Genomic DNA, 13,413 nt, shown 5'->3' on the forward strand with positions numbered 1-13,413 from the left:
AAGCCACGACGCACCCGCGGACTCACAGAAAGAAACGGCATCGGCGGCGCCCCGGATCCAGGGCGCCGCCGATACCGTTTCCGAGAGGAACAACCTCACCCGAAGCCGCGCGAGTCCTGCTTCAGGGCCGTGTCGACCGTCAGGGCCGTCGCCACGACGAGGCTCAGGAGCGGCTCGGGCAGCTGGTAGTGGATCTGCAGGACGTAGTTGTCCGCGGTCGTGAACATCGTCTTGGCGAGTCCTTCCCAGGTCTTCGTGATCCGGGCGACCTCGTTGTCCGCGTGGTCGACGATCGAGAAGTTCCAGGCGCGCCAGTTCTCGGCCTTGATCGCACCGGCCTGCTGGCCGTTGACCATGATCGCGAAGTTGATCTTCCCGATCATGTTCTGCTGGACGATCTCGCCGATCGGCTGGCCGTCGGCGCGCTCGACGACGACCCGCGACTTCATGAACTTGCGGGGCCGCGTCAGCTGCATCACCGGCTGGCCGTACGCGTCACGGATCTCGAGCTTGTGGGTCATGAACTGGTCGATGCTGGAGACAAAGCGCGCGACCTTCTTCAGCGTGCTCTGACCGACCTGGACGACCGAGCCGAGCACGTTGCCCGACTGGTCCATGACGCTGTACTCGTTCGTCAGCTCGATGAGCTTGGCCTTCTGGTTCACCACGAGGACCGGCTCGGTGAAGAGCGTGCCGCCGCCCTGCGACGAGGGCGCGACGCCCGCCTGCTGCTGCACCTGACGCTGCACCTTGGCGGGGTCGGCCTGCGGGACCGCCTGCTGGGGGTGACCGTACTGGGCCTGCTGCGGAGGCTGCTGATGCGCCTGCTGACCGCCGAACTGCCCTTGCTGCTGGCCGTATTGAGCCTGCTGCTGGCCGTGCACGGCCTGCGCCTGCTGCTGAGCCGGCTGCTGCTGGGCCTGCTGCGGCACCTGCTGCGCCTGCGCGGGCTGACCGCCGGCCTGCTGGTTGGGGCTGGTGTGCTGGGTCCACTGGGAACCGTCCCACCAGCGCAGCAGCTGGGCCGCGCCCTGGGGGTCCGAATACCAGCCTGCAGGAGTGTTCGAATGCGTCGTCACCCGGGCACACTACCCCGCAGGCAGGGGCGGTCCGCCAGCCCTGCGCGGCCCCTGTGACGTCGGCCTCACCGTGGCGCGTTCTCGACGTCGACCTCGACCCTCAGCGGCGCCTCGTCCTCCCGCAGTTCAACCGCCCCGGCCCGCCCCGCGGCCCGGACGTCCGCCTGCGCGAGCGCGAAGCGGTCCAGGCTCGCCCGCGGGCCAAAAACCACCACTCCCGTGACCTCCGCCCGCATGGAGAGCCGCGCCTCCGACTTCGCCCTGCGGATCGCCGCGATGACCTCCGATGCGGTCGACAGGACCGAGGCGTCCGCTCCGGCAGGGACCTTTGGGGTGGGCCACGCCGCGCGGTGGACCGAGCCGGTGGCGCACCAGGACCACACCTCCTCCGTCACGAAGGGAAGGACCGGCGCGAAGAGCCTCAGCAGCGCGTCAAGGGCGGCCCGCAGCGTCACCCGCGCCGACTCCGTCCCGGCACCTTCCCCCTGGTCGCCGTACGCCCGTGCCTTGACCAGCTCCACGTAGTCGTCGCAGAACCGCCAGAAGAACCGCTCCGTACGCTCCAACGCCCGCGCGTAGTCGAAGTCGTCGAAGGCCGCGGTGGCCTCCTCGACCGTCGCGGCGAGTTCGGCGAGCAGCGCGCGGTCCAGCGGCTCGGTGACCGGAGCCAGGTCCGATCCGTCCGCCGCACCGAGGCTCAGCACGAACTTGCCGACGTTCAGGATCTTCGTCGCGAGGCGGCGGCCGACCTTCATCTGGCCGACGTCGAACGCCGTGTCCGTGCCGGGCCGCCCGCTCGCCGCCCAGTAGCGGACCGCGTCCGAGCCGTGCTTCACGAGCAGGTCCCCGGGCGTGACCGTGTTCGACTTGGTCTTCGACATCTTCTTGCGGTCGGGGTCGAGGATCCAGCCGGAGATCGCGGCATGACGCCACGGCAGTTCCCCCTGCTCGGCGTGCGCGCGCACCACCGTCGAGAACAGCCAGGTACGGATGATCTCGTGCGCCTGCGGCCGGACGTCCATCGGGAAGACCCGCGCGAACAGATCGGGGTCCGAGCGCCACCCGCCCGCGATCTGCGGGGTGAGCGAGGAGGTGGCCCAGGTGTCCATGACGTCCGGGTCGCCGGTGAAACCGTGCGGCGCGCCGCGCAGGGCCTCCTCGTATCCGGGCGGCGCCTCCGCGCTCGGGTCGACGGGCAGGGCGGCCGCGTCCGGGACGATCGGGTGGCCGTGGTCGGGCTCGCCGTGGCCGTCCAGCGGGTACCAGACCGGGATCGGCACGCCGAAGAAGCGCTGGCGGCTGACCAGCCAGTCGCCGTTGAGACCGCCGACCCAGTTCTCGTAGCGCACCCGCATGTGCGGCGGATGCCACGTCAACTCACCGCCACGCGCCATGAGTTCGTCCCGCAGGGGCTCGTCACGGCCGCCGTTGCGCAGGTACCACTGCCGGGTGGTGACGATCTCCAGGGGCCGGTCGCCCTTCTCGTAGAACTTCACGGCGTGCGTGAGGGACCGTGGCTCGCCCTGAAGTTCACCGCTCGCCCGCAGCAGCTCCACGACCCGCTCCCGCGCGGTGTGCGCCGTGGCACCCGCCAGCTTCGCGTACGCCGCGACGGCCGCCGCCGATGCGACACCGCTCGGCGGCTGCGCGAGGAAGCGGCCGTCCCAGCCGATCACCGGGCGCGTGGCGAGCCGCAGCTCGCGCCACCAGGTGACGTCGGCCGTGTCGCCGAACGTGCAGATCATCGCGATGCCCGTGCCCTTCTCCGGGACCGCGGCGCGGTGTGCCACGACGGGCACGTCGACGCCGAAGAGCGGGGTGCGGACCGTCGCTCCGACCAGGTGCCGATGGCGCTCGTCGTCGGGGTGCACGACCAGGGCGACGCAGGCCGGGAGCAGTTCGGGCCGGGTCGTGTCGATCGCGACCGGCCGCCCTTCCGGGCCGTGGAAGGTCAGCCGGTGGTAGGCGCCGGGGCGCTCCCTGTCCTCCAGTTCGGCCTGTGCGACGGCCGTGCGGTAGGTGATGTCCCACAGGGTGGGCGCCTCGGCGATGTAGGCCTCGCCGCGCGCCAGGTTGTTGAGGAACGCGAGCTGCGCGGTGGCGCGCGCCTCGGTGCCGATCGTGCGGTACGTACGCGACCAGTCGACGGAGAGACCGAGCAGCCGCCACAGTTCCTCGAAGGCCTTCTCGTCCTCGACGGTGAGGCGCTCGCACAGCTCGATGAAGTTCCGCCGGGAGACGGGGAGTTGCTGCTTACCCGGCTTCGCGGGCGGCTCGAACGACGGGTCGTACGGCAGCGCCGGATCGCACCGCACCCCGAAGTGCATCTGGACGCGGCGTTCGGTCGGCAGGCCGTTGTCGTCCCAGCCCATCGGATAGAAGACTTCCTTGCCGCGCATGCGCTGATAGCGGGCGACGGTGTCGGTGTGCGTGTACGAGAAGACGTGTCCGACGTGCAAGGAGCCGCTGACCGTGGGCGGCGGGGTGTCGACGGAGAAGATCTCCTCACGCGTCCTGGAGCGGTCGAAGGCGTATACGCCCGTCTCGTCCCATCGCCGCGACCATTTCTCTTCGAGCCCGTCGAGAACAGGCTTGTCGGGGACGCCGTCCGCGCTCGTGCGATGGGGGAAGGTCATGCATCCGCATGCTAGGCGCGGGCAGGATCTGACGGCCTCCTGTTTTCGACGGCAGGGGCGCGAAAGGGCCGCCGCCGGAACTGTGGTCCGGCGGCGGCCCCTTCGGGGAGTCAGGCGGAAATGATCGCCGGGTCGCTGACCCCGGCCTGGCCGTTCTCCACGTGCCCTGCCAGGCGCCGCAGGAAGGTGCCGTCCGCGTCGGACTTCACCGTCACGTCGTACCAGCGCTTGCTCGACCGCAGGTCGACGGTGTGCTCGACGGTGCCTCCCGCCTTCACCTTGAACGTCTGGGCCGCGCCGCCGTAGGCGTTGGAGACGCTGAGGTTCACGTCGGCGCCGCCCGCGTTCTTCAGGGTGAGCTTGAGGTTGCCGGTCGCCTTGTCGTGGCGGGCGGTGACCTCGGGGCCCGCGGTCTTGCCGGGTCCCTTGAAGACGCGCAGGAAGCCGTTCGGGCCGAACACCGACAGGTCGTACGCGTCCTTCGAGTACGCCGAGTTCCAGGTGTCGGAGATCGTCTTGCCGGCCTCCGTGGTGTAGGTCCAGGGGCCGTCCGTGCGGTTGCCGGAGCGAACGTGGAAGCAGACACCCGCCGTGTCGCCGCCGCTGAAGGTCAGCGTGAACTTGCCGTCGGCGGGCGCTGCCGCACCGTCCACCAGCGGGGCGTACGGCAGCGGGCGCGCGGGCCGGGAGCCGGACTCCTGCTTGGGCAGGTTCGCCTTCGCGGGCGCCTTGGGCACGTAGTCGGGGTGGCGCTCGTTGTCCGGCGGCTCGTAGGCGCCGGTGTCGGGCAGCTGCGCGGGGTCGGTGTCCTTGCCGCCGAAGTCGAAGGCGGAGGTGAGGTCACCGCAGATGGCGCGCCGCCACGGCGAGATGTTCGGCTCCTTGACGCCGAAGCGCGTCTCCATGAACCGGATGATCGACGTGTGGTCGAAGACCTCGGAGTTCACGTATCCGCCGGTGCTCCACGGCGAGACGACGACCATCGGGACGCGCTGGCCCAGGCCGTAGTGTCCGGCGGCGTACTGCGCGTTGCCCGGGAAGTAGTCGAGCGTCGTGTCGACGGTCGACTTGCCCTGGTTCGCGTCCTTCGGGGTGTACGGCGGGACGACGTGGTCGAAGTAGCCGTCGTTCTCGTCGTACGTGATGAACAGCGCCGTCTTGGCCCACACGTCGGGGTTGGAGGTGAGCGCGTCCAGGACCTGCGCGATGTACCAGGCGCCGTAGTTCACGGGCCAGTTCGGGTGCTCGCAGAAGGCCTCGGGCGCGGCGATGTAGGAGACCTGCGGGAGCTTGTCGGCCTTGACGTCGGCCGTCAGGAGGTCGAAGTAGCCGTCGCCCGCCTTCGCGTTGGTGCCGGTGCGCGCCTTGTCGTAGAGGGGGTCGCCGGGCTTGGCGTTGCGGTACTTGTTGAAGTAGAGCAGCGAGTTGTCGCCGTAGTTCCCGCGGTAGGCGTCGTCGATCCAGCCCCAGTGCCCTGCGGCGTCGAGGCCGTCGCCGATGTCCTGGTAGACCTTCCAGGAGACCCCGGCCTGCTCCAGGCGCTCGGCGTACGTCGTCCAGTCGTAGCCCGCCTCCTGGTTGCCGAGGACCGGGCCGCCGCCCTTGCCGTCGTTGCCGACGTGGCCGGTGAGCATGTAGTAGCGGTTGGGGTCGGTGGCCCCCATGAACGAACAGTGGTAGTCGTCGCAGACGGTGAACGCGTCGGCGAGGGCGTAGTGGAACGGAATGTCGTCGCGCGTCAGGTACGCCATCGTCCGCTCGGACTTGGCGGCGATCCAGTTGTCGTACTTGCCGTTGGCGAAGGCGCTGTGGCCGCCCGCCCAGTCGTGGTCGAGACCCGCGATGAACTGCATGCCGAGGTCCTCGGCGTCCGGGTGGAAGGGCAGCACCTCTTTGCCGCCGCCCGACTGGTTCCAGACGGGTTTCCCGCTGGGCAGGGTCACCGGGCGCGGGTCGCCGAAGCCGCGTACGCCCTTCATCGTGCCGAAATAGTGGTCGAAGGAACGGTTCTCCTGCATCAGGACGACGACGTGCTCGACGTCCTCGATGGAGCCGGAGCGGCGCTGGGCGGGCAGGGCGGCTGCGCGGGCGATGCTCTGCGAGAGCGTCGCGAATGCTGCGGTGCCGCCGGCGAGTTGCATGAACCGGCGCCGATTGAGTTCTGGCATGAGTGGATTCGACCTCGTGTTGTGGGGTGTGGGGGACGTGAGCGGGTGAAGTGTTTCAAGGGGAGCAAGGATCAGGGAAGGGGCCGTGACCTGGATGTGAAGAGAAGTCCAACCCTTGGTGGTGGGGACACAAGTCCCGACTTCATGAGGCCCAAAGTCCCGTATTTGACATATACGAACTGACATGCCTGACTTGGCCCTGCACCGCTCGATGGTGCGTTCTTCCGTGTCCCGCGATCGCAAGGAGGTGTTCGGGATGAGTCCCGAAGGAAGTCCTTGCGTCAGCGTCACGTCTCACTGAAGCGGCTCCGCTTCCCCGGCTGAGGCGCCACCCTGCCTCGCCCCTCTTTTCCGTCCTGCGGTGAATGCTCGCGCAGTCATGCCTGCGCGGTAGTCCGTCATGCCCGCAGGCGGCCACCCATCACTTCTACGTCCCTGTGCACGGGCGTGCTTCGCCATGCCCCCGCACGGAGGGAGGTCTGCCATGAACAAGCTGATTCCCCAGGTACGCCCGGCGACGCCGGGCGAGAACCCCGTGAACAAGCGCGAGCGCAAGGCCGCCGAGCTGGACGCCCGCACCCGCGAAGTCGGCGCCCGTCTGGCCGAGTTGAGCGCGAAGCCCGCCCGCGACGTCCTGCGGGACCTCGGCACGGACACCCGCGGACTGCGCCAGGACCAGGTCCTGGAGCGCCTGGAGCGGCACGGCGAGAACGTCGTCGCCCAGGAGCGCGCGCCGCACTGGACGACGCAGCTCGCCAAGTCCTTTTGCAACCCCTTCATCGGCGTCCTCATCGTGCTCGCCGCGGTCATGTACTGGCAGGACCCGGCCGACCCCGGCGTCTGGATCCTCACCTCGATGGTGCTAATCAGCGGACTGCTGCGGTTCTGGCAGGAGTTCCGCTCGACCAGGTCGGCCGAGGCGCTGAAAGCCCTGGTCACCACCTCCTGCGCGGTCCAGCGCCGGTGGAGCGAGCGCCCCGGCACCGAAGAGATCCCCATGGAGCAGGTCGTCCCCGGCGACCTCGTGAAGCTCGCCGCGGGCGACATGGTCCCGGCCGATCTGCGGCTGCTCACCGCCAAGGACCTGATGGTCAGCCAGGCCGCCCTGTCGGGCGAGTCGCTGCCGGCCGCCAAGGCGGACACGCGCGCTCCCGACCTCGGCCAGAGCGCGACCGCCGACCCCGTCGAGGCCGACAACCTCTGCCTGATGGGTACGTCGGTGACCTCGGGCACGGCGACCGGTGTGGTCGTCGCCACCGGCTCGGACACCTACTTCGGCTCGATGGCGGGCGCCCTGGTCGGCGACCGCCCGCAGACCGCCTTCGACCTCGGCGTGCGGCGGGTCAGCTTCCTGCTCATCCGGTTCATGCTGGTGATGGTCCCGATCGTCTTCGCGATCAACGGCTTCACCAAGGGCGACTGGGACCAGGCGCTGCTGTTCTCCATCTCCGTGGCGGTCGGGCTCACCCCCGAGATGCTGCCGATGGTGGTCTCGGCGAACCTGGCGCGCGGCGCGGTCGCCATGTCCAAGCACAAGGTCGTCGTCAAGCAGCTCAACGCGATCCAGAACCTGGGCGCGATGGACGTGCTGTGCACCGACAAGACGGGGACTCTCACCGAGGACCGCATCGTCCTCGACCGCTACCTCGACGCGCACGGCCACGAGGACCGCGAGGTGCTCGAATACGCCTACCTCAACGCGCACTTCCAGACGGGCCTGCGCAATCTGATGGACCAGGCGGTCATCGACCGCATCGACGAGGCCGAGGAGGTTGTCGTCGACCGGCTCTTCACGATGGTCGACGAGATCCCCTTCGACTTCGCCCGGCGGCGGATGTCCGTCGTGCTGCGCCGCGAGGAACTGTCCGGGCCCGCCGCCGAGCACACGATCGTCACGAAAGGAGCGGTGGAGGAGGTCATCGAGCGGTGCGGCCACGTCATGGACCGCGGCGAGCGCGTCGAACTCACCGGTCAACTGCGCGCCCACGTCACGCACATCAGTGAGCGCCACAACCGCGAGGGCCTGCGGGTCCTCGCCGTCGCGACGCGCAGCGTGCCCGCCGACCGCGACACCTACACGGCGGCGGACGAGTCGGACCTGACCCTCGTCGGGTTCCTGGCCTTCCTCGACCCGCCGAAGCAGGACGCCGCGGACGCGCTGCGCGCGCTCGCCGAGAACGGCATCGCGGTCAAGGTCGTCACCGGCGACAACGAACTGGTCGCCGCGCGCGTCTGCGCGGACGTCGGCCTCGACGTCAGCGAGCTGATCACGGGCGCCACGATCGACCTGGTCGACGACGCGGAGCTGATCGAACTCGCCCGTACGACCACGGTGTTCGCGAAGGTCAACCCGGTCCAGAAGGCACGGATCGTACGGGCCCTCAAGGCCGACGGACACACCGTCGGGTTCCTCGGGGACGGCATCAACGACGCCGCGGCGCTGCGCGAGGCCGATGTGGGCGTCTCCGTGGACACGGCCGTCGACATCGCCAAGGAGTCCGCCGACATCATCCTCCTGGAGAAGGACCTGATGGTCCTGGAACAGGGCGTGTTGATGGGCCGTCAGACCTTCGGCAACACCATCAAGTACATCAAGATGACGGCGTCGTCGAACTTCGGGAACGTCTTCTCGGTCCTGGTGGCATCGGCGTTCCTCCCCTTCCAGCCGATGCTCGCCATCCACCTCCTGGTGCAGAACCTCTGCTACGACATCAGCCAGCTGTCGATCCCCTGGGACCGGATGGACAAGGAGTACCTGCGCAAGCCGCGCGCGTGGGACGCGAAGGGCATCGGCCGGTTCATGATCCGGATCGGTCCGATCAGCTCGGTCTTCGACATCACCACGTTCCTGGTGATGTGGTACGTCTTCCAGGCGAACTCGCCCGCGCAGCAGACCCTCTTCCAGACGGGCTGGTTCGTGGAGGGTCTGCTGTCGCAGACGCTGATCGTGCACATGATCCGTACCCGCAGGATCCCGTTCATCCAGTCCCGCGCGTCACTGCCGGTGCTCCTGATGACGGGCGCGGTGATGGCCTTCGGCCTCTGGCTGCCGTTCTCGCCGCTGGCGTCGGCCCTGTCGATGGAGCCGCTGCCGATGAGCTACTTCCCGTGGCTGATCGGGACGCTGCTCGCCTACTGCGCGCTCACCCAGGTGGTGAAGGTCTGGTACATCCGGCGCTACGGCAGCTGGCTCTGAGGCTGCCGTGCATGACGCCGTCAGCTCGTGAGGACGACGAGTTGCTGGGTCGCCCGGGTCATCGCCACATAGCGGTCGACCGCTCCTTCGATCCCCTCACCGAAGTTCTCGGGGTCGATGAGGACGACCAGGTCGAACTCGAGCCCCTTCGCGAGCTCCGGGGTCAGTGACTGGACGCGGGACATCTCCCCGAAGGCGGGATCGCCGATCACACAGGCGATCCCGTCGGCGTGGGCGGCGAGCCAGGTGTCGAGGACCGATTCCAGGTCCGCGACGGATCCGTGGGCGACGGGGACACCGCTGCTGCGGACGGAGGTCGGCACGTTGGCGTCCGGGAGCGCGGCCCGGATGACCGGCTCGGCCTGAGTCATGACCTCTTCCGGCGTCCGGTAGTTGACGCTCAGGGACTCCACATTGACGCGGTCGAGCCCGATCCGCTCCAGGCGTTCCTGCCACGACTCCGTGAAGCCGTGCCTGGCCTGCGCCCGGTCACCGACGATGGTGAAGCTCCGGGACGGGCAGCGGAGCAGCAGCATCTGCCACTGGGCGTCGGTCAGCTCCTGGGCCTCGTCCACGACGATGTGGGCGAACGGTCCCGCGAGCCGGTCCGGGGCGGCGGGCGGCAGCTCGGACTCGTCGACGAGGCTGACCTGGGCGTCCTGGCCGCGCAACATCGTCACCAGGCCTTCGCCGTCGTCACCGTCGGCGCCGGAGGCGGCCGCCGCGTCGATCAGGTTGTCGACGACCTGGGCCATCTGCTCGCGCTGCGCGGCGAGGACGGCCTCCTGCCTGCGCCTGTGCCGGGCCGCTGCCGGGTCGCCGAGCCGCTGGCGTGCCGCGTCCAGGAGCGGCAGATCGGACACCGTCCAGGCCTGGGGCGCCTCCTTGCGGAGCAGGGTGCGCACCTCGTTCCGGTCGAGCCAGGGCGCGCACATCCGCAGATAGGCGGAGTTCGACCACAGGTCTGCGACGAGGTCCGCCGCTTCGAGCAGCGGCCATGCGCGGTGCAGGGTCGTGACCAGTTCCTCGTCGTGCCGCAGCGACCGCTCGAAGAGCTCACCGGGAACGTCGCCGTCGAGTTTGTCGAGCAGGATCGCGACGAGTTCCTCCCACACCTGCTCGCGCGCCTCGTTGTGCGGAGTGCCGCCTCTCGCCGCGTCGAAGGCCTCGGCCCAGTCGTCGGCGCTCAGCCGGACGTCGGCCCAGTCGGTCGAGACCGTCATCCCCTTGGTGGGCGGCTCCTCGTAGAACCTGACGGCCTTCTCGATCGCCTTCACCATGTCCGCGGACGACTTCAGGCGAGCCACCTCCGGGTCGGCCTCGACCGCCGCCCCGGCACCCTCGGCGACGAGGTCCTCCAGGATGCAGGTCTGCACGCCCTCCTCGCCGAGGCTGGGCAGGACGTCGGAGACGTAGTTCAGGTAGGGCCGGTGCGGGCCGACGAACAGCACGCCGCCCCGGTTGTGGCCGAGGCGGGGGTCGGAGTAGAGGAGATAGGCGGAGCGGTGCAGGGCGACGACGGTCTTGCCCGTGCCGGGGCCGCCGTCGACGACGAGGGCGCCGCGGGAGCCCGCGCGGATGATGGCGTCCTGGTCGGACTGGATGGTGGAGAGCACGTCCCGCATCCGCGCCGACCGGTTGCTGCCCAGGCTGGCGATGAAGGCGGACTGGTCGTCGAGCGCCGCGTGGCCCTCAAGGCCGTCGGCGGTGAACACCTCGTCCCAGTAGTCGCTGATCCGGCCGTCGGTCCAGCGGTACCTGCGGCGGCTGGCCAGACCCATCGGGTCGGCGTGCGTGGCCGCGAAGAACGGCTCGGCCGCGGGGGCGCGCCAGTCGAGCAGCAGCCGACGGCCCTCGCTGTCGGTGAGGCCGAGCCGCCCGATGTACACGGGCTCGGAGTCGTCCGCGCCGACGATGTGCCCGAGGCACAGGTCGAGCCCGAAGCGGCTCAGGGTGCGCAGGCGGGCGGTCAGCCGGTGGATCTCCAGGTCCCGGTCCATCGCTTCCCGGCCGATGCCGCCGGGCGCCTTGCGCTGGACGTCGAGGCGGGCGGACACGTCGGCGATGGTCTGCTCGAGGCTCTGCGCGAGGGCAGCGAAGTGCTTCTCGTCGCCGGCGATCAGCGTGGGGTCGGCCTTGGGGGCGAGATGGGCAGGAAGGTCGAACGCAGACAGCAAGGCAGGCACTTAGTGAATCTCCCGTTTCCGCAGGTCCTGGCTTTGGCCTGCGATTGTGCGGCATCACCGGGGCCTTGCCGCAAGCCCCCCACTGCGCTATAAATTAAGAGTGGCAAGGAGTGGGAACACCTCCTTGCCTTTCTTTTTTCTCTCCTGCCCGCCGCCTTTTTCTCTCCTGCCGCCGCACTCTAGGTGCCGTGGGCAACCATGCGCGAGGATGTGGCGGGCCGGCGCTTCCAGCGATCGAGGAGAGTCATGACCGCACGCATCCATGGCACCTGTGCCCCCGGATTCGAGGGCGTACGCGAGGAGTTCGAGCGGAACTTCACCGAGCGCGGCGACCTCGGTGCGGCCGTCGCGGCCACCGTGGACGGCCAATTCGTCGTCGATCTGTGGGGCGGTGACGCCGACAAGACGGGCACGCGCGCGTGGGAGCGCGATTCGCTGGTGAACGTGTACTCCACGACCAAGGGGATGACCGCGCTGTGCGCGCATCTGCTCGTGGACCGGGGCGAGCTCGACCTGGACGCGCCGGTCGCACGCTACTGGCCCGAGTTCGCCCAGGAGGGCAAGGCGGACATCCCCGTGCGCTGGCTCCTGAGCCATCGCTCCGGGGTGATCGCGCCGCGCGAGCCCATGACGTCGGACGACCTCTACGACTGGGAGAAGGTCTGCGCGGCGCTTGCCGCGACGCCGCCGTGGTGGAAGCCGGGTTCGGCGCAGGGGTATCACGCACTGAGCTACGGCTATCTGGTCGGCGAGGTCGTCCGGCGGATCACGGGCGTCTCGCTCGGTACGTTCCTGCGCAGCGAGGTCACCGGGCCGCTGGGAGCCGATGTCTTCGTGGGCACGCCTCGGAGCGAGCACGGCCGGTGCGCGAACATGGCGAAGCCGCTCGCTTCGGACGGCCCGCGCAGCGCGCTCGGCTCCGCTCCCCCGCCTGCCCCGCCGGTGCGCTCGATCGACGACCACCCGATGGCCGTCGTCACGCTCGCCCTGCAGTATTTGCCGGTCGGCAACGTGAACAGTGCGGCGTATCGGTCCGCAGAGATCCCCGCGGCCAACGGGCACGCGTCCGCGCGGGGTCTCGCGACGGTGTACGCGGCCCTGGGCGGCGGGGAGCTGGTGAGTCCGGCATCGCTTGAGCGGCTCAGGACGCGACAGGGGGAGCCCGACGAGCCGGACCTGGTGCTCGCGGCGGGCACGGCGTGGGGCGAGAAGTGGGACTGGGGTCTCGGCTACATGCTGAACCTGTACGGGCAGGCCGGGCCCAATCCGCGGGCCTTCGGGCACGGCGGCGCGGGCGGGTCCTACGCGTTCGCCGATCCCGAGAACCGGGTCTCGTACGCGTACGTGATGAACCGGATGGGCGGCGGCACCTCGGGGGAGGATCTGCGGAGCGTGCATCTGGTGGGGGCGCTGTACCGAAGCCTGAGGTGAGGGGCTCGGGGAACGTAATCTGCCCCCATGGAGCAGCACACCCCCCGCCACCGCCCGACAGGGCAGTACGCCGCCGCCGACCCCCGCAGAGCGGCCATCATCGACGCGGCTCTCGCGCTCTTCGCCAAGGCGGGCTATCTGAACTCGTCCCTGGCGAAGATCGCCGCGGAGGCGGGCACCTCCGCCACGGTCATCACCCACCACTTCGGGTCGAAGCAGCGCCTTCTGATGGCGGTCCTCGAAGCCCGCGAGGAGCGCACGGTGCGTACGTTCGGGCGGCTGGGCCCCGGCTCCGGCGGCGACGACGTGCGGGCGCTGTTCAGGGAGGTGCTCGCGCTTGCCGCGTACAACCTCACCCAGCCGGGGCTCATCCAGCTCTACACCAGGCTTTCGGCGGAGGCAGGAGACCCCTCGCACCCGGCACACGGCTACTTCGCCGAGCGGTACGAGCGCGTCGCGCACTCCCTCGCCGCCGCGCTGCAACGCTCGGTCGAGGCAGGGCAGTTGAGGCCGGAGACCGACCCGGAGAGCATCGCCCGCGAGATCCTCGCGGTCTCCGACGGGCTCCAGGTGCAGTGGGCCGTCGCCGAAGGGCGCCTGGACTTCGTCGGGTTGTACCGCGCCCACCTGGACCGGCTCGCCCAGGCCCTCACCCTGGACGGGCAGGGCCTGGGCGAGCCGACCGGGGCGGAGCGGCTCCCCTAGGCCGTCACCTCA

Annotated in this window: 7 protein-coding genes; 3 read left to right on the forward strand and 4 right to left on the reverse strand. The window is 69.7% G+C overall.

The features are described 5' to 3' along the window. Positions 1 to 95: 95 nt before the first annotated feature. From M4V62_RS08265 to M4V62_RS08275, 3 genes are all read right to left on the reverse strand, one after another. A complete protein-coding gene (locus M4V62_RS08265; protein WP_249586579.1) occupies positions 96 to 1,079 on the reverse strand; it encodes an LURP-one-related family protein in 984 nt (327 codons plus the stop codon). 65 nt (positions 1,080 to 1,144) lie between these two features. Continuing rightward, positions 1,145 to 3,715 carry a valine--tRNA ligase gene (valS, locus tag M4V62_RS08270; RefSeq protein WP_249586580.1) on the reverse strand — a complete coding sequence of 857 codons (2,571 nt, stop codon included), beginning with the start codon at positions 3,713 to 3,715 and terminating at the stop codon, positions 1,145 to 1,147. Positions 3,716 to 3,825: 110 nt separating this feature from the next. Beyond that, a complete protein-coding gene (locus M4V62_RS08275) occupies positions 3,826 to 5,883 on the reverse strand; it encodes a phosphocholine-specific phospholipase C (RefSeq protein WP_249586581.1) in 2,058 nt (685 codons plus the stop codon). A gap of 484 nt (positions 5,884 to 6,367) precedes the next feature. Between M4V62_RS08275 and mgtA the strand changes: the two genes are divergently transcribed. Beyond that, positions 6,368 to 9,079 (forward strand): magnesium-translocating P-type ATPase, encoded by a 2,712-nt coding sequence (gene mgtA, locus M4V62_RS08280; RefSeq protein WP_249586582.1) that lies wholly within the window; start codon positions 6,368 to 6,370, stop codon positions 9,077 to 9,079. 20 nt (positions 9,080 to 9,099) lie between these two features. On the opposite strand, the gene helR is transcribed toward mgtA, so the two are convergent. Continuing rightward, positions 9,100 to 11,265 carry an RNA polymerase recycling motor ATPase HelR gene (helR, locus tag M4V62_RS08285; protein ID WP_249586583.1) on the reverse strand — a complete coding sequence of 722 codons (2,166 nt, stop codon included), beginning with the start codon at positions 11,263 to 11,265 and terminating at the stop codon, positions 9,100 to 9,102. Between the two features lie 246 nt (positions 11,266 to 11,511). On the opposite strand from helR, the gene M4V62_RS08290 reads away from it, so the two are divergent. Both M4V62_RS08290 and M4V62_RS08295 read left to right on the forward strand, forming a co-directional pair. Next, on the forward strand, positions 11,512 to 12,696 hold the full coding sequence (locus M4V62_RS08290; protein WP_249586584.1) for a serine hydrolase domain-containing protein: 1,185 nt from the start codon (positions 11,512 to 11,514) through the stop codon (positions 12,694 to 12,696). Between the two features lie 27 nt (positions 12,697 to 12,723). Further along, positions 12,724 to 13,401, forward strand: coding sequence for a TetR/AcrR family transcriptional regulator (locus M4V62_RS08295; protein WP_249586585.1), 678 nt, complete (start codon positions 12,724 to 12,726; stop codon positions 13,399 to 13,401). The last annotated feature ends 12 nt before the right edge of the window (positions 13,402 to 13,413 follow it).

The organism is Streptomyces durmitorensis, from assembly GCF_023498005.1.
GTDB classification, from domain to species: Bacteria; Actinomycetota; Actinomycetes; order Streptomycetales; family Streptomycetaceae; genus Streptomyces; species Streptomyces durmitorensis.